This is a genomic window from Candidatus Methylomirabilota bacterium (genome assembly GCA_035315345.1).
Taxonomy (GTDB): domain Bacteria; phylum Methylomirabilota; class Methylomirabilia; order Rokubacteriales; family CSP1-6; genus CAMLFJ01.
This window is the reverse complement of the sequence record DATFYA010000045.1, coordinates 77,692-94,760: the sequence shown is the minus strand read 5'-3', so window position 1 is coordinate 94,760 and position 17,069 is coordinate 77,692. Positions and strand designations below refer to the sequence as shown.

16 protein-coding genes are annotated in these 17,069 nt (G+C 71.0%); 4 read left to right on the top strand and 12 right to left on the bottom strand.

The annotated features are described in order from the left end of the window. Positions 1-45 precede the first annotated feature (45 nt). From VKN16_05790 to VKN16_05735, 12 genes are all read right to left on the bottom strand, one after another. Complete coding sequence (locus VKN16_05790) at positions 46-207, bottom strand: hypothetical protein (protein HME93708.1); 162 nt, start codon at positions 205-207, stop codon at positions 46-48. 128 nt (positions 208-335) lie between these two features. Further along, positions 336-1,112, bottom strand: a complete 777-nt coding sequence (locus tag VKN16_05785; GenBank protein HME93707.1) for an anti-sigma factor — start codon at positions 1,110-1,112, stop codon at positions 336-338. Further along, positions 1,109-1,690 (bottom strand): sigma-70 family RNA polymerase sigma factor, encoded by a 582-nt coding sequence (locus VKN16_05780; protein HME93706.1) that lies wholly within the window; start codon positions 1,688-1,690, stop codon positions 1,109-1,111. The genes VKN16_05785 and VKN16_05780 overlap by 4 nt, the downstream gene beginning before the upstream one ends. A gap of 80 nt (positions 1,691-1,770) precedes the next feature. Continuing rightward, a complete protein-coding gene (locus VKN16_05775) occupies positions 1,771-3,069 on the bottom strand; it encodes an AMP-binding protein (protein HME93705.1) in 1,299 nt (432 codons plus the stop codon). Next, positions 3,066-4,607, bottom strand: coding sequence for a benzoate-CoA ligase family protein (locus tag VKN16_05770; protein ID HME93704.1), 1,542 nt, complete (start codon positions 4,605-4,607; stop codon positions 3,066-3,068). Before VKN16_05770 ends, VKN16_05775 begins: the two co-directional genes overlap by 4 nt. After that, positions 4,604-5,101 carry a RidA family protein gene (locus tag VKN16_05765; GenBank protein HME93703.1) on the bottom strand — a complete coding sequence of 166 codons (498 nt, stop codon included), beginning with the start codon at positions 5,099-5,101 and terminating at the stop codon, positions 4,604-4,606. Before VKN16_05765 ends, VKN16_05770 begins: the two co-directional genes overlap by 4 nt. A 17-nt stretch (positions 5,102-5,118) precedes the next feature. After that, positions 5,119-6,537, bottom strand: coding sequence for a benzoyl-CoA 2,3-epoxidase subunit BoxB (boxB, locus tag VKN16_05760; GenBank protein HME93702.1), 1,419 nt, complete (start codon positions 6,535-6,537; stop codon positions 5,119-5,121). After that, positions 6,537-8,207: a 2,3-epoxybenzoyl-CoA dihydrolase gene (gene boxC / locus VKN16_05755; GenBank protein ID HME93701.1), complete on the bottom strand. Its 1,671-nt coding sequence runs from the start codon at positions 8,205-8,207 to the stop codon at positions 6,537-6,539. Before boxC ends, boxB begins: the two co-directional genes overlap by 1 nt. Positions 8,208-8,225: 18 nt before the next feature. Then, positions 8,226-8,774 (bottom strand): helix-turn-helix domain-containing protein, encoded by a 549-nt coding sequence (locus VKN16_05750; GenBank protein ID HME93700.1) that lies wholly within the window; start codon positions 8,772-8,774, stop codon positions 8,226-8,228. After that, the gene (locus VKN16_05745) at positions 8,771-9,772 is read right to left on the bottom strand and encodes an FAD binding domain-containing protein (protein HME93699.1); all 1,002 of its coding nucleotides are present in this window, start codon (positions 9,770-9,772) and stop codon (positions 8,771-8,773) included. Before VKN16_05745 ends, VKN16_05750 begins: the two co-directional genes overlap by 4 nt. Then, complete coding sequence (locus tag VKN16_05740) at positions 9,769-12,276, bottom strand: molybdopterin cofactor-binding domain-containing protein (GenBank protein ID HME93698.1); 2,508 nt, start codon at positions 12,274-12,276, stop codon at positions 9,769-9,771. The genes VKN16_05745 and VKN16_05740 overlap by 4 nt, the downstream gene beginning before the upstream one ends. Next, a complete protein-coding gene (locus tag VKN16_05735; GenBank protein HME93697.1) occupies positions 12,273-12,803 on the bottom strand; it encodes a (2Fe-2S)-binding protein in 531 nt (176 codons plus the stop codon). The genes VKN16_05740 and VKN16_05735 overlap by 4 nt, the downstream gene beginning before the upstream one ends. A gap of 115 nt (positions 12,804-12,918) precedes the next feature. Here VKN16_05735 and nhaA point away from each other — a divergent pair, with 115 nt between their 5' ends. From nhaA to zwf, 4 genes are all read left to right on the top strand, one after another. Beyond that, positions 12,919-14,256, top strand: coding sequence for a Na+/H+ antiporter NhaA (gene nhaA / locus VKN16_05730; GenBank protein HME93696.1), 1,338 nt, complete (start codon positions 12,919-12,921; stop codon positions 14,254-14,256). 98 nt (positions 14,257-14,354) lie between these two features. Then, the gene (locus tag VKN16_05725) at positions 14,355-14,957 is read left to right on the top strand and encodes a histidine phosphatase family protein (GenBank protein HME93695.1); all 603 of its coding nucleotides are present in this window, start codon (positions 14,355-14,357) and stop codon (positions 14,955-14,957) included. Continuing rightward, positions 14,954-15,643, top strand: coding sequence for an ROK family protein (locus VKN16_05720; protein ID HME93694.1), 690 nt, complete (start codon positions 14,954-14,956; stop codon positions 15,641-15,643). The genes VKN16_05725 and VKN16_05720 overlap by 4 nt, the downstream gene beginning before the upstream one ends. After that, entirely contained in the window at positions 15,640-17,031 is a 1,392-nt protein-coding gene (zwf, locus tag VKN16_05715) for a glucose-6-phosphate dehydrogenase (GenBank protein HME93693.1), read from the top strand. Before VKN16_05720 ends, zwf begins: the two co-directional genes overlap by 4 nt. Positions 17,032-17,069: the final 38 nt, after the last annotated feature.

Genomic DNA, 17,069 nt, shown 5'->3' with positions numbered 1-17,069 from the left:
AGGCCAGCGCGCCCAACACGAGGAGGACGCCGGTCTCCATCCGGCTTACTGCTTACCGCTGCCGGTCCCCTGCCAGTCGCAGACGCCCAGATTCGCGCGCCACCACCCGCCGCCGCGCTGGCACTGCTGCGCCTCGGTGGCCTTGGCGGTCGTCGTGTCCACGGGCATCGCCGACGAGCAGCCGGTCAGCAGCAGCAGACCCGCCACGATCCTGATCGCTCCTCGCACTGCTCTCTCACCTCCTCGCCATCCGCGACTGCCACATCTTCCCCCTCGCGGGAGTGCATCGCAACTTTCCGGGATCGCGGCCGGCGGATGGAAGCGAGGGGCCGAGGTCAGGACTTGCCGAGGAGGTACATCTCGCCGCTCGGGGCGGGCCGCCCGCCCGCCGGCTCGAGCGTCACCGCGAAGGCGTTGACCGCGCTCACGCCCGGCAGCGGCGCGACCGAGAGGCTGCCGGTCCCGCTGGCGTCCACCGAGAATACCCCGGCGGAGACCGGCGCGTTGCCGCCCGCGATCGCCCACAGCTGGTAGGCCTTGCCCGGGGGCGGCGCGGGCAGTCCGGCCGCGACGAAGACCCCGCCCGCAGTGGCGTGCCACAGCATCCGCGCGCGGGCGCTGGGAGCCGGCGGCAGACCCGCGAGGGACACCACCTGGGTGGCGGGATCGCGCAGGATCTTCAGCACCGTCTGCTGGCTTCGCAGCTCGGCCTTCAGCTGATCGGCGTCGCGGGCCAGGGCGTCGAGCCGGTGCTCGTAGGTCGCCGACACCGACCAGCCGACCACGACCGCCGCGAGTCCGGCCGCCATCGCCCCGCTCAGGATGACGGGCCACAGCGGGCGCCGCCGGCGGGACAGCGGGAGCACGGCGGGCGGACGCGCGGCGACCGGCTCGGCCGCGATGCGCTCCATCAGCGCCGCCTTCACCGCCGGCGGCGGCGGCGTCGGCGCGGCGGCGGCCAGGTCCACCAGTGTGCTCTCGGCGTCGCGGAGCGCGGCCAGCGCGTCGGCGTCCTGCGCGCGCAGCAGTGCCTCGAAGCGCGCGAGCTCGCCGCCCTCGAGCGCGCCCAGGGCGTACGCGGCCGCCAGCTCGCCGATCTCGTCGCGGGTCATGTCGCCGACATCCTCCCTTCCCCGAGCGCGCCGCGCAGCCGCTCCAGCCCGAGCCGAGCGCGCGTCTTCACGGTGCCGAGCGGCTCGCCCAGCTTCGTCGCGATCTCCGATTGCGTCAGCCCGTCGAAGAACGCCATCTCGATGACCCGCCGCTGCGGCTCCGGGAGCTGGGCGAGCGCGGTCTGCACGAGGCCGCGGTCCTCGGCCCGCGCGGCCGGATTCTCACCGGGGGCGTCCTCTGCGCGGGTCACCGCCTCGTCCACCGGCCCCACGAAGGTCCTGTCCCTTCTACGCATGGACCGCAGCCGATCGATTGCCCGGGTCTTCGCCCGCATGACGAGCCAGGCTTCCGGGCTGCCTCGCTTCGGGTCGTACTGCGGCGCCTCCTTCCACACCTGCCAGAACACTTCCTGCAACACCTCCGCGGCGGCCTCGGGGTCGCGGAGCACCCGGCGGATGAGTCCGAAGGCCAACGGGGCGGCCAGGTCGTAGAAGCGGCTGAACGCGTCGCGATCGCCGGTGGCGATGCGGGCGATGAGCGCGGGAAAGGTCTCCGACCCGGCTACTGCAGGCGGCATGACCACCCATCACTACCAGCGGGAGCGCGGCCGGGTCAACCCATCCGGGCGGCCGGTCTCGCGCGTAGGACCAGTGGGAGCTATGCGCTGGTGCGGCGCACCAGGCGCCGGGCCTTCAGCTCGTACCGCGGCAGGCTCCGCCCGGGGACCGGCACCGCCTCGACGCGGATCCCCAGATCCACGCGCACGGCCTCCTGCACCGCCGCGACCACCGCGGCCGGCTGGCCGCTGATCTCGAGCAGCAGGCGCACCTCGTCGAGCTGCCCGCGACGGTAGACCTCGATGAGGAACTCGTCGACGGTGGGGAATCGGCGCACGATGCCCTCGAGCGCGGAGGGGAATACGTTGACGCCGCGGACGATCAGCATGTCGTCGATGCGCCCCAGGATGCCGCCCTCGAGGCGCAGGAAGCGGCGGCCGCAGCCGCACGGCTGCCGGGCCACCCGCACCCGGTCCCCGGTGCGGTAGCGAAGCAACGGCGAGCCCAGCCGGCCCAGGTTGGTCAGGATCAGCTCGCCGTCGTCGGCCGGACGGCCGGTGGTCGGATCGACGACCTCCGCGATGAACTCGCCCTCGTTGACGTGCAGGCCGCACTGGGCCGCGCACTCGAAGCCGTAGGCGCCCATCTCGGTCATCCCCGCGTGGTCGTACGCGCGCGCGCCCCAGCAGGCCTCCAGCCGGGCCCGCACCGCGGGGATGCCGGCGCCCGGCTCGCCCGCGTGCACCGTCGCGCGGATGCCGAGGCGATCCAGCGCGACGCCGCGCCCGCGCGCCACCTCGGCCAGGTGCAGCGCGTAGGACGGCGTGCAGCAGACCGCGGTCGCGCCGAGCGCTTCCATGGTGGCCAGCCGCTGCGCGGAATCCTGCCCGCCCCCCGGAATGGCCATCGCCCCCAGCATGCGCGCGCCCTCGAAGCCGGCCCAGAAGCCGACGAAGAGCCCGAAGGAGAACGGAAAGAACACGCGGTCGCCCGGCCCGAGGCCCGCGCCCCGCAGCACCGAGATCCAGCACCGCGCCCACCAGTCCCAGGACGCCTGGGTGTCCAGCCAGCGCAGCGGGGTGCCGGTGGTTCCGGAGGTCTGGTGCACGCGCACGTACCGGTCCAGCGGATAGCTGAGATTGGTGCCGAAGGGCGGATGCGCCGCCTGGTCCTCCATCAGCTCGCTCTTGCGGGTGAGCGGGAGCCGATGGAAGTCGTCCCAGCTCCGGAGGTCCCGCGCGTCGGCGAGACCGGCGCGCTTCCACCGGGTGGTGACGAAGGCGTTGGCGGGCACGATGGCCTCGGCGAGGGCGGAGAGCCGCGCCCACTGATGGCGCCGGAGGGCCTCCGGGTCGAGCGTCTCGAGCCGGTCGGCGCCCGGCTCGCGGGGGGCCGTCACTGCCGGAGCTTGAAGCGCTGGATCTTGCCCGTCGCGGTCTTGGGCAGCTCGGTGACGAACTCGATCCAGCGGGGGTACTTGTAGGGCGCGATCTTGTCCTTCACGAAGGTCTTGAGATCGACCTCGAGCGCGGGGGAGGCGGAGTGGCCGTCCTTCAGCACCACGAAGGCCTTCGGCTTGATCAGCTCGTCGGTGTCGGCGTGGCCGACCACCGCGGTCTCGAGGACCGCGGGATGCGCGATGAGCGTGTTCTCCACCTCGACCGGCGAGACCCAGATGCCACCGACCTTGAGCATGTCGTCGCCGCGCCCGCAGTACCAGAAGTACCCGTCGGCGTCCTGGTAGTACTTGTCGCCGGTCTGGATCCAGTGGCCCACCAGCGCGTCCTTCGTCTTCTCGTGCTGGTTCCAGTAGTAGGCCATCGTCGAGTCGCCCTTGACCCGCAGATTGCCGATCTCGCCGGCGGGCATCGGGCGGCCGTCGTCGTCCACCACCATCGCCTCGTAGCCCGGCACCACCTGACCGGTGGATCCCGGACGCGCGCGGCCCGGCCGGTTCGAGAGGAAGATGTGCAGGATCTCGGTGGTGCCGATGCCGTCCAGGATCTCCACCCCGAAGCGCTCCTGCCAGCGCCGGTACAGCTCTTCCGGCAGCGCCTCGCCCGCCGAGATGCAGAGGCGCAGGCACGAGAGGTCGTAGCGCTTCTCGGCCTCCTTCACCTGCAGCATCGCCGCGTAGAGGGTGGGCACGCCGAAGAACAGTGTGGGCCGGTGCCGCTGGATCAGCTCGAACATCGCGTCCGGCGTCGGCCGATGCGGATAGAGCACGCCCTGGCCGCCCACGCGCATCGGAAAGTACATGTTGTTGCCGAGCCCGTAGGCGAAGAAGAGCTTCGCGGCCGAGACGGTGCGGTCGGCTTCGGTCATGCCCAGGACCTGCAGCGCGTAGGTGTCGGAGCACACCACCATGTCGTGCTGCAGGTGCACCGCGCCCTTCGGTCTCCCGGTCGAGCCCGAGGAGTACAGCCAGAGCGCCGGATCGTCCTTCGAGGAGTCGAACGCGTGAAGCCGGGAGGAGGCCTTCGCCACCCAGGGCTCGAAGCCGATCTGCGATCCCGACGCGCGGCCCACCACGATCACGTGCTCGAGAAAGCGCGCCTGGGCCAGGATCGGTCCGGCCTCGGCCAGCAGCGGCTCCGAGACCACCGCCACCGGCGCGCGGCTGTCTTCCAGAAAGTAGAGATAGTCGTCCCCGCGCATCATCGTGTTCACGGGGATCGGCACCGCGCCGATCTTGATGGCACCCCAGAACGTGGCCAGGAACTCGGGAGAGTCCAGCAGCAGGCAGAGCACGCGCTGCTCCGGTCGCACCCCCAGGTCGAGCAGGGCGTTGCCGGTGCGGTTCACCAGATCGGCGAGCTGCGCGTAGGTCAGCGATCCGCCGTCGTGGTGGAAGGCGATCCGGTCGCCCCGGCCCTCGGCGAGGTGGCGGTCCACGAAGAACGTCGTGGCGTTGAATCGCGCCGGCACCTGCATCATCGCCGCCTCCGCGAGGTCGCGCGCCGCCCGGTCGCCCGCGCCCGGCGGCGCTTCGCGCCCGCTGCCGCGGCGGGCGGGCCGCCGTTGGTGGTCGCCGGCTTCACCGCCATCGCCTCGATCTCCACCAGCAGCTCGGGCAGCACCAGGCGGGAGACCACCAGGATGGTGTTGGGCGGATAGACGCCGTCCGGGAAGTAGCGCGGGAAGACCTCCTGGCGCGCCTTCATGAAGGCGTCGATGTCGGCGGCGTGGGTCAGGAAGGTCTGAAAGCGGACGATCTCGCGCATGCTCGAGCCCGCGGCCTCGAGCACCGCGCGCACGTTCTCGAACGCCTGCTTCGTCTGCGCCACCGCGTCCCCGGGCCCGACCAGCTTGCCGGCCCGGTCCGCCGCCACCTGCCCCGCCACCACCACGATCGCGCCGCCGGCGGCGACCATGCCGTGCGAGTACATCCCGAACGTCGGCCCCAGCGTCTTCGAGGTGACCGGCTTCACGCCGCGCTCTCCCGGGCTCAGCCCAGCCGCACGTACTCGAAGTCGGGCGCCTGGCTGTTGATGCCCCGCGCAGGCGGGGCGATCCAGCCGGCCATCTTGCCCGGCTCGGTGACCGGCTGCATCAGGCTGGTCACATAGGCCTGGTCCTCGTCGGTGGGTAGCCAGTCCCGGTGCCGGGCGTCCCACTCCGCCTCGCTGATCACGCGCCCGTCCGGCGAGACCTTCACCTCGGCGAAGGCGCCGATGGCGCGGCGGAAGCCGCGGTGGGGCAGCGTGAGGGTGAAGTCGATGCCGTAGCTCTTGATGATGTCGTTCCAGCGGTTCACCCCGCGCTGGCAATCCGCGATGTAGTCGTCGCGCAGCCGCTCGTTGAGCGAGACCAGCGCGGCCTCCTCCCGGGCGACGATCTTCTCCCCGGCCAGGGTCGCCACCCCGTAGGTGCCGTCCTTGAGCCGGTGATCGTCCTTCTTCTTGGTCTCCTCGAAGCGGCCCTTGAGCCCCATGGTGTAGAAGTTGGCCGCGTTGGTGGACACCTCGGAGCCGAACAGGTCGAGCGAGACCGAGCAGTGGAAGTTGATGTACTTCTGGATCGTCGGCAGGTCCACCCCGCCGTGGCGCCGCACGTCGTCGGTCTTGTGCTCGCGCATGATCTCGCACGCCCGCTGCACGATGCGCCCCACCCCGCTCTCCCCCACGAACATGTGGTGGGCCTCCTCGGTGAGCATGAAGCGGCAGGTGCGCGAGAGCGGATCGAAGCCGCTCTCCGCGAGGCTCGCGAGCTGGTACTTGCCGTCGCGGTCGGTGAAGAAGCAGAACATGAAGAACGACAGCCAGTCCGGCGTGCGCTCGTTGAACGCGCCGAGGATCCGCGGCTTGTCGTGGTCGCCGGAGCGCCGCTGGAGCAGCGCCTCGGATTCCTCGCGGCCGTCGCGGCCGAAGTGGGCGTCGAGCAGGTAGACCATCGCCCAGAGGTGGCGGCCCTCCTCCACGTTCACCTGGAAGAGGTTGCGCAGGTCGTAGAGCGACGGGCACGTCCGTCCCAGGTGCCGCTGCTGCTCGACCGACGCGGGCTCGGTGTCTCCCTGGGTCACGATCAGCCGGCGGAGAGTCCCCCGGTACTCGCCGGGAACCTCCTGCCAGGCGGGCTGGCCCAGATGATCGCCGAAGTTGATCTGGCGGCCCGGCTCCGGCTCGGCCAGGAAGATGCCCCAGCGATACTCGGGCATCCGCGTGTAGTCGAACTGGGCCCAGCCGCGCGCGTCCACGCTGACCGCGGTGCGCAGGTAGACGTCCTTGGCCTGGAAGCCGTCCGGCCCCATGTCCCGCCACCACTCGAGGAACTTCGGCTGCCAGTCCTCGAGCGCGCGCAGCAGCCGCCGGTTCTCGGCCAGGTTGACGTTGTTGGGGATCCGCTCGATGTAGTCGATCGACGGCATCACACTCTCCTGCGGTCGAAGTCGCCGCGCTCGCCGGTGCCGTACACTTTCAGCGCGCCCTTGGGCCCGACCGCGTTGGGCCGCTGGAAGATCCAGTTCTGCCACGCGGAGAGTCGGGCGAAGATCTTGCTCTCCATCGTCTCCGGGCCCGCGAACCGCAGCGAGGCCTCCATGCCGGTGAGCGCGTCCGGGGAGAACGCGGCGCGCTCCTCGATGGCGATGCGCACCTCGTCCTCCCAGTCGATGTCGTCGGGCGTGAAGGTCACGAGCCCCGCCTCCGACGCGTCCGACGCGTCCAGGTCCTCGCCGATACGCCCTTTCAGGTCGTCCACCCGCCCCGGCTCGTCGAGGAAGCGGCTCTCGAGGCGGGTGAGGCCGTTCACCGTCGGATACGGGCCGAAGTTCATCCCGGTGAGGCGCACCGCCGGGGCCGGCCGCGCGTCGCCCTCGCGCGGGCCGTCGAGCATGAAGGCCCGGTCCGCGGCCAGGGCCAGCTCGAGGAGCGTGCCCGCGAAGCAGGAGCCCGGCTCGATCAGGGCGAAGATGGAGCGCGACGAGACGTCCAGGCGCTTGAGCGTGCGCTTGAGATAGAGCCGGATCTCCCGCACGAGCCAGTCGGCCTCGTGCTCGAGGAGCGCGCGGTCGTGCGCCTCGACGAGGTCGGCGCTGCCGGTGGTGCGAAGGAGCCAGAGGCCGATCTCCTCCTCGTTCGTGCGCAGGTGGAGGATCAGGTCGTCCAGCTCGCGCGCGACGGCCAGCGGCCAGAAGCGGGTGCCCGCCGCGTGGATGCCCGCCGCATCGCCCGGCGGCGGCGCGGGGGGGCCCGCCACCGTGATCTCGGCCACGCCGCGCCCACGGTCGATGTCGGAGGTCACGTGCCCGTAGGTGATCCGGTCGCCCTCGATGCCCCGCTCGAGCCGGTCGAGCGTGATCCCGCGCGCGCCCGCGGGCCGGTCGGTGCGGGCGGCCAGCGCGCCCGCGCGCGTCTTCGTGGCCTCGGCCAGGCGCGAGCGCGGCACCACCTCGTCCACCAGCCGCCACTCCACCGCGCGCTGGCCCTTGATGCCCTCCTCGAGCGTGCAGAAGAAATCGGCGCGGTCGCGGCGCACGTGACGCTTGTCCACCAGCCGGGTGAGTCCGCCGGTGCCCGGCAGCACCGCGAGCAGCGGCACCTCGGGCAGCGCCACCGTGGTGGAGCCGTCGTCGGCCATGATGATCCAGTCGGTGGCCAGGGCCAGCTCGTAGCCGCCGCCCGCGCAGGGGCCGTGCACCGCGGCCAGCCACGCCTGGCGCGAGTGGGCGGTCGCGTCCTCGATCGCACTGCGCGTCTCGTTGGTGAACTTGCAGAAGTTCACCTTCCATCCGTGCGAGGACTGGCTGAGCATGCGGATGTTGGCCCCCGCGCAGAAGACCCGCTCCTTGGCGGAGGTCAGCAGCACCGCGCCCACCGCGGGATGCTCGAAGCGCAGCCGCTGGATGGCGTCGTACAGCTCGACGTCCACGCCCAGGTCGTAGGAGTTGAGCTTCAGCTCGTAGCCCGGCACGAGACCACCGTCCTCCTGCACGTCCATGGCCAGCGTGGCCACCGGCCCGGCGAACGACAGCTTCCAGTGCTTGTACCGGGCCGGCTCGGTCCGGAAGTCCACCACCACCCGCTCGTTGTCGGCCATGATCCGTTCTCTCCGCCGCTATCCGAGGATCACCCAGAGGGCCTTCGCGGTCCGGGCGCCCAGGTTCTCCCAGCCGTGCGCGGTGCCCCCGTCGAGGTACGCGCTGTCGCCCGCGTCCAGCACATGGCGATCGCCGTTGTAGTGGAGGGCCACCTTGCCCTCGATGACGTAGAAGAGCTTCATCTGCCCCGGCTCGATGACCACCTTGTCGGTCTTCACGCCCCGCGATCGAGGCCCGAGGGTCGACATCACCGCCCGGATCTTACCCTGGAAGAGTCCCGCTCCCAATACGTGCCATCGCTCCGACGAGCCGTCGAACGAGACGACCGGATAGTCGACCTTGCGAGTCACGTGCAGGCGCCCGGTCGGCGCCGGCTCGAACAGCGCGGCGATCGGCACGCCGAGCGCGCCGGCCAGCTTGCCCAGCGTGGGTAGCGACGGGGTGAGCCGGCCCGACTCGATCTGCGAGAGCATGCTCGGGGTGAGGCCGGCCTTCTCCGCGAGCTGACGCTGCTGCAGCCCGCGCTCGGCGCGGAACGCCTTGATGCGCTGGCCGAGCGCGGTCATGCCGAGGCGGCCTCCGGCAACCCGGCGAGCCGTCGCAGCGCGCGCGTCACGTAGACTCGCGTCATCTTCTTGCGGTAGGGATGCGTGAGGTCCGTGTTGTCCAGCGGCTTGGCCGGGCGGTAGGCGGCATCCGCCGCGCGCTCGATCACCGCATCGGTCAGTCGCTCGCCGACCAGGATTCGCGCGGCCTCGGGCGCCTCGCGGGGTAGCGAGGCGACCGCGCCCAGCACGATCCGCGCCTCGCGCACGCGGTCGCCGTCCATGGAGAGCGCCGCCGCGACACCCAGCACCGGGAAATCGAACGACCCGCGGCGCCGCAGCTTGAGATAGACCGAGCGGACGCCGTCGGCCGCCGGCAGCACGATCTCGGTGACGATCTCGCCGGGCTGCTTGGTCAGGTACTGGATGCCGTCGTCCTGGTAGAGCGCGGAGAGCGGGATGGTGCGCTCCCCCGCGAGCCCCGCGATGCGCACGCTCGCGCCCAGGCTCCAGAGCACCGGCGCGGTGTCCGAGGAGGACACCGCCCAGCAGCGCGGGCTGCCCGGCGCGACCAGGCAGATCTCGCCGTCCTTCTTCATGCAGAAGTTGACCGCCTTCCGCCACTGGTAGGACTGGTTGTAGTAGTTGCAGCGGGTGTCCACGCAGACGTTGCCGCCCAGCGTGCCCATGTTCCGCAGCTGCGGCGTCGACACCGCGCCGGCCGCGGTGGCCAGCGCCGCGTATCGTGAGCGCACCTCGGGGTGGCGCGACACCGCGGTGAGCGTCGTGCCCGCACCGATGGCGAGCCCGCCCCCGCCCGGCCGGCGTACCCCGGCGAGCCCCCTGATGCCGCGCAGGCCGACCAGCACCGTCGGCTCGAACTGCCGCCGCTTCATGTTCGGGTACAGATCGGTGCCGCCCGCGACCAGCATGGCTCCCGGCCCGTGATCGGCCATGAGCTTCACCGCATCACCCACCGACACGGGCGCGAGATACGTGAACGGCGGCAACCGCATCATGCCCCGCCCCCTCCCCCTCTCCCCTCAGGCCCCTCGCCTTTCCCCCCTCTCCCCTCAGGGGAGAGGGCAGGGTGAGGGGTGGTCTCCGCCCGAGGCGGATCCGCAAACGGTCGCACCGCGATCCCCTCCGCCGGCAACCCGAATGCCGACTCCACGGCCTTCGGCTCCGGGAATGTGAACACGGGCAGCCGCTCCGGCCCGACGCGCGCGAGCTTGCCCTGCCGCCCGGCCTCCATCGCCTTCGTGACCTTCTCCGGCGTGATCGGCGTCTCGTCGATGCGCACCCCGACTGCGTCGTGAACCGCGTTCGCCACCGCCGGGATCACCGGCAGCAGCGGCCCCTGGCCTGCTTCCTTGGCCCCGAACGGGCCCTCCGGATCGTCGGTCTCGACGAGGATGGTGTGGATCTCCGGCGTCTCCAGCGTGGTCGGGCTCTTGTACTCGAGCAGCGAGGGAATCTTGTGGACCCCCTTGCGGAAGACCTGCTCCTCCATCAGCACCTCGCCCAGCCCCATGTAGATGGAGCCCTCCACCTGCCCTTCCACCAGCAGCGGATTGAGCGCGCGGCCCACGTCGTGAGCGATCCAGACCTCGGTGGGCTTCACCTCGCCGGTGTCGCGGTCCACGTCCACCTCGACCACGCAGGCGGAGTAGGAGTAGCACGGCGACGGGCCCACGCCGCCGCCCTTGTACTTGCCCGCGCGCTTCGGCGGCGCGTACGAGCCGGGAAACGCGAGCACGCCGAACAGGCTCTCGGCCAGCACCACCGCCTCGGCGAAGGTCACCCCGCGCTCGCTGTCGTCCTCCACGAACACGCGGCGGTCTCCCGCGGCCAGCCGGTCCGGCGTGACCTCGAGCTTGCGCGCCACCGCGGCGAAGAGCTTCTCGCGCAGACGCTCGGCGGCCTGGATGGCCGCGTTGCCGGCCATGAGCGTCACGCGCGAGGAATACGATCCGAGATCCACCGGGGTCAGGTCCGTGTCGGCGGGATGCACGCGGATGTCCTTGGGCTCGATGCCGAGCACCTCGGCCACCAGGTACGCGAGGATCGAGTCCGAGCCCTGCCCGATGTCGGTCGCCCCGCAGAGCACCGCCACCAGGCCGCTGCGATCGGCGCGCACCACCACGCCGGAGTGCGGCATGTCGTTCCAGTAGATCGCGGTGCCCGCCCCGGTCAGATACGACGAGCACGCGATGCCGATCCCCTTGCCGGCCGGCAGATGGCCGCGCTTCTGCCGCCATCCGGAGGCCTCGACCACGCGATCGATGCACTCGCCGAGGCCGATGGTGGTCACGGTCAGGTGGTTGGCCGTCTTCGTGAACGGCTCGGCCAGGTTGCGGCGACGCATGTCGGCCGGATCCAGGCCGAGCTGCTCGGCCGCCTTGTCGATCTGGCACTCCATCGCGAAGCGCGGCTGCGGCGTGCCGTGCCCGCGCTTGGGTCCGCACGGCGGCTTGTTGGTGAACACCCGCGCACCCTCGAACTTGTAGACCGGGATCTTGTAGGTCACGGTCTGCAGCGCGCCGGTATAGAAGGTGGAGGCGACCCCGTAGGAGCCGTAGGCGCCGCCGTCGAGCCAGGAGCGGAAGTGCATCCCGGTGATCGCGCCGTCGCGGGCGAAGCCGGTCTTGATCCACATCAGCACCGGGTGCCGGCCCCGGTGGACGTAGAACACTTCCTCGCGCGTGAGCGTGATCTTCACCGGCCGCCCGGTCACCTGCGAGAGCTTGCACGCGGCGATCTCGTGGGCGAACGGGTCGAGCTTGCCGCCGAAGCCGCCCCCCACCGGCGCCGCGATCACCCGGATATGGGCCTGCGGCACGTCCAGGATCTTGGCGAGCAGGCGATGCACGTAGTGCGGGGTCTGGGTGGAGGACCAGAGCGCCAGCTTCCCGTCGGCGCCCCACTGCGCCACCGCCGAGTGCTGCTCCATCGGCAGGTGCGTGTTGCCCTCGAAGAAGAAGACGTCTTCCCGCACCAGGTCCGCGGCCGCGAAGGCCGCCTCCACGTCGCCGAACTGCAGCGCCACCGCCTTGTGCACGTTCGGGCGGTCGCCGTACTCGTGGATGCGCACCTCCGGGTGCGCCAGCGAGTCCTCGATGGACATCAGCGGGCGCAGCGGCTCGTACTCCACGTCGATCAGCTCGGTGGCGCGCTCCGCGGTCTGCTCGTCCACCGCGGCCACCGCGGCGACCGCATCGCCGACCATGCGGACCTTTTCGACGCAGAGCGCCTCCTCGTCCTGCGACACCGGGAGGATGCCGAACTTCACGCGGGGCAGGTCGTGCCCGGTGATCACCGCGTAGACGCCGGGCAGCGCGCGGGCGCGCGTGGTGTCGATGCGCTTGATCAGGGCGTGCGGGTGGGGGCTGCGGAGCAGCTTGCCGTGGGCCATGCGCGACATCACCAGGTCGTCGGCGAACTTGGTCTCGCCGACCACCTTGGCCCACGCGTCGATCTTGGGGAGCGACTGCCCGACGATCGCGTAGCGATCCTTCTTCATGCCGGAGTACTCCGCGGCGGGGCGAGCGGTTGCACCTCGCCCGGCTCGCCAGGGGATTGTCCGCGCAGCCGCAGGGCGGCCAGCTCCACTGCGTCCAGGATCTTCGTGTACCCCGTGCACCGGCACAGGTTGCCGGCCAGCGCGATCTTCACCTCATCGCGCGTCGGCGTCGGATTGTCCGCCAGCAAGGCCTCCGCGGTGAGCAGGATACCCGGCGTGCAGTAGCCGCACTGCGCCGCGCCGAGCTCCGCGAACGCCTGCTGCAGCGGATGGAGCTGGCCGCCCCGGGCCATGCCCTCCACGGTCTTGATCTCGTGGCCCTGACACTCGATGGGCAGCGCCAGACAGGAGAGGACCGGGACGCCATCCACCAGCACCGTGCACGTGCCGCACTCGCCCAGCTCGCAGCCGTGCTTGGTGCCGGTGAGGTTCAGCTCCTCGCGCAGCACCTCGAGCAGCGTCTTGTGCGCCGGCGCCAGGACGTCGCGCTCTTCCCCGTTGATCTGAAGTGTCAGGAGCGTGGGCACGAATCGATCCGATCGGCTCCGGTTACGTGATCATGAAACTTCGATTAACTATTACTAAACTCCCCGAGGGCGCCTGTCAAGCGCCGGCCGGCACCCGTGCGCTAGACTCGCCGCCATGAGTCACGGGGGCGGCCCGACGGCGCGGCACAGCGTCCTCGACTGGTTCATTCACTCGGAGGTCGCGGGCAGCGTCGTCCTCCTCGTCTGCACGGTGGCCGCGCTGCTCTGGGCGAACTCCCCGTGGGCCGACACGTACCACCACCTGGCCCACATCGAGATCGCGGTCGCCGTCGGCGGCTCGATCTTCGCCCTGTCGCTGCAGCACTGGGTCAACGACGGCCTGATGGTGGTGTTCTTCTTCGTGGTGGGCCTCGAGATCAAGCGGGAGCTGAGCGTGGGGCATCTCGCCTCCGTTCGCCGGGCGACCCTGCCGGTGGCGGCGGCGGTGGGCGGGATGGTGCTGCCGGCGCTGCTCTACGCCTCGCTGAACGCAGGCGGCGCGGGCGCGCGGGGGTGGGGCGTGCCGATGGCGACCGACATCGCCTTCGCCCTGGGCATCCTGGCCCTGCTCGGATCGCGCGTGCCGATGGGATTGAAGGTCTTCCTCACCGCGCTCGCCATCGCCGACGATCTGGGCGCGGTGCTGGTCATCGCGCTCTTCTACACCGAGCAGATCCACGGGGACGCCCTCGCCGCCGCCGCGATCCTGTTGGTCCTCATCGCCGTGATGATCCGGCGGGACGTCCGCCAGCCCCTCGTCTACGGGGTCCTCTGCATCGGCGTGTGGGTGGCCATCCTCGGCTCCGGCATCCACGCGACGGTCGCCGGCATCCTCGTCGCCATGCTGGTCCCGGTGAGACCGCGTCTGGCCGCGAGCGAATTCCTCGCGCGCGCCTCGGCCGGGCTGGACGCCCTCCGCGCGTCCGCACTCACCCGCGACAGCGTCCTGGGTAACGAAGCGCAGCTCGACGCCCTGGTGGCGCTCGACGACGCGGCAACCGACATGCGGCCGCCCGGCCTGACGCTCGAGCGCTTCCTCCACCCGCTGCAGGCCTTCGTGATCTTGCCGCTCTTCGCCTTCTTCAACGCGGGCGTGAGCCTGGGCGGACGGGGCCTGGCCGTCCTGGCCGACCCGGTCACCCTGGGCGTCATCGTCGGGCTGGTGGCCGGCAAGGCCGTCGGCGTGTCCCTGCTCAGCTGGCTTGCCGTCCGGGCCGGGCGGGCGACGCTGCCCGACGGCGTCACGTGGCCGCACATCGCCGGTGTCGGTCTGCTCGCCGGCGTCGGCTTCACGATGTCGCTCTTCGTGAGCGAGCTGGCCTTTGGTCCCGGCGCGCTGCTCGACGCGGCCAAGCTCGGGATACTGATCGCCTCCCTGACCGCGGGAGTCTGCGGCTATCTGATCCTGCGCGCCGTGCTGTCGCTCGGGCCCGGCCGCGCGGGCGCGAGATGAGGGCGCGCGCCCTCGGAGAGCGCGATGCGATCCAGAGCGTAGGACCAAAGTCCAATGGACTCCTCGCGCGGATTCGACGAGTCTGAACGGGCGACCGCATGAGCGAAGTGCTCCCCGTCGTCTACCTGGCCAGGCACGGCGAGACCTCCTGGAGTCTGTCGGGCCGCCACACGGGACTGACCGACTTGCCGCTGACCGAGCGAGGCGAGGAGCACGCGCGGCAGCTGGGAGCGCGTCTGCGCGGCCTGAGCCTGGGCCGGGTGTTCACGAGCCCGCTGCGGCGGGCGGCCCGGACCTGCGAGCTGGCCGGACTGGGCGACGCGGCTTGCGTCGATCACGATCTCGTCGAATGGAACTACGGCGACTACGAGGGACGCACGAGCACGGAAATCCGGGCGGGCCGGCCGGACTGGGAGCTGTTTCGCGACGGCTGCCCCGGCGGAGAGACGCCGGACCAGGTCGGCGCCCGCGCCGACCGCGTCGTGGGCCGGCTGCGCGGCAACCCGGGCGACGTCGCGGTCTTCTCGAGCGGGCACTTCCTGCGGGTGCTCGCCGCCCGCTGGGTGGCGCTCGAGGTGGTCGCGGGCCGGTGTCTCGCCCTGGACACCGCCAGCCTCAGCGCGCTGGGCTACGAGCGCAGCCGCTCGCGTCCGGTGATCCGACTCTGGAACGAGACTCCCCACGCCGAGGTGACGCGGTGACGAAGAGGCGGCCGAAGGTGCTCGTGGTCGACATCGGCGGCAGCCACGTGAAGCTGCGCGCCACCTCGCAGGGCACCGCGCGCAAGTTCGACTCGGGCCCCACCCTGACACCCAAGATGATGGTCGCGGGGGTTCACAGGCTCACCCGCGGATGGCAGTACGACGTGGTGAGCATCGGCTATCCCGGGCCGGTGCTCCACGGCCGGCCGGTGCAGGAGCCGCACAACCTCGCCCGCGGATGGGTCGGGTTCGACTACGAGGCCGCCTTCGGTCGCCCGGTCAAGATCGTCAACGACGCGGCAATGCAGGCACTGGGAAGCTACGAAAGCGGGCGGATGCTGTTCCTCGGGCTCGGCACGGGTCTCGGCTCGACGCTGATCGTCGAGGGCATCGTCCATCCATTGGAGCTGGGTCACCTCCCCTATCGAAAAGGCACATTCGAGGACTACGTGGGACTACGCGGGCTGCAGAAGCGAGGCAAGAAGAAGTGGCGGCGGACGGTGGATGACGTGGTGACGCGTCTCGCGGCGGCGATGCAACCCGACACGGTGGTGATCGGCGGCGGCAACGTCAAGAAGCTCAAGACGCTGCCCCCCGGCTGCCGCACCGGCCTCAACGCCAATGCGTTCCGGGGCGGCTTCCGCCTGTGGGCCCACGCGCCGGCGGCAAAGCGAGGCCTGCGATGAGCGGCCCCCGGTCCGACGCCCTCGTCTTCTTCGGAGCCACCGGCGACCTGGCCTACAAGAAGATCTTCCCGTCGCTGCACGCGATGGCGAAGCGCGGCCACCTCGACGTGCCGTTGATCGGGGTGGCCAAGGCGGGCTGGACCCTCGAGCAGCTCCAGGAGCGCGCCCGCGAGAGCATCGAGAAGCACGGAGACCTCGACGCCGCCGCTTTCGACAAGCTCATCGCCCGGCTGCGCTACGTGGACGGCGACTACGCCGACCCCGCGACATTCCAGGCACTGCGCGCCCAGCTGGGCGCGGCGCAACGGCCCGCGCACTACCTCGCCATCCCGCCCGCCCTGTTCCCGCTCGTGGTGGAGCAGCTGGGGAGGTCGGGCTGCGCCAAGGACGGCCGGGTCATCGTGGAAAAGCCCTTCGGAACGGATCGCGCCTCCGCGCAGGCCCTGAATCGGATCCTGCTCGGTTGCTTCGACGAAGGCCACATCTTCCGCATCGATCACTACCTGGGCAAGCGGCAGGTGCACAACATCATCTTCTTCCGCTTCACCAACGCGTTCCTCGAGCCGTTCTGGAATCGCAACCACGTGGAGAGCGTGCAGATCACCATGGCGGAGAGCTTCGGGGTCCAGGGCCGCGGCGTGTTCTACGACGCCACCGGCGCCATCCGGGACGTGGTCCAGAACCATCTGTTCCAGGTCCTGACCAACCTCACCATGGAGCCGCCGGTCCGCACGGACAGCGAGTCGATGCGGGACGAGAAGGTGAAGGTGCTCAAGGCCATGCCGTCGCTGAGCCCGCGATCGCTCGTCCGCGGACAGTTCCGCGGCTACCGGCGTGAGCCCGGGGTCGCGCCGGACTCGCAGGTGGAGACGTTCACCGCGCTCCGGCTGCAGATCGACTCGTGGCGCTGGAAGGGCGTGCCCTTCTACATCCGGGCCGGGAAGTGCCTGCCCGTGACGTGCACCGAGATCGTCGTGCGGCTGAAGCAGCCCCCCACGATGTACCCGGACGTCGCACTCCGGCAGAACTACTTCCGGTTCCGCATCAGCCCGGACATCACCATCGCGCTGGGGCTGAACGTCATGGCGACCGGGGAGGCGCTGGTCGGCCAGTCCGCCGAGATCCTGGGCAGCCACCATCCGGGCGCCGAGGAGATGGACGCCTATGAGCGCGTCCTCGGCGACGCGATGGCAGGCGACGCCACCCTCTTCGCCCGGGAGGACTACGTGCAGGAGGCCTGGCGCATCGTGGATCCGGTGCTGAAGACCGGCACGCCGGTCTACGAGTACGAGCCGGGGCGCTGGGGCCCCGACGAGGTCGACCAGATCGTGGCCCCGCCCGGCGGCTGGCAGAATCCGGCTCTCGAGGGCTCCCGCTCGCTGCGATGATCGCCGGATACCGCGGGCGACCGTCCGGGCAACGGTCG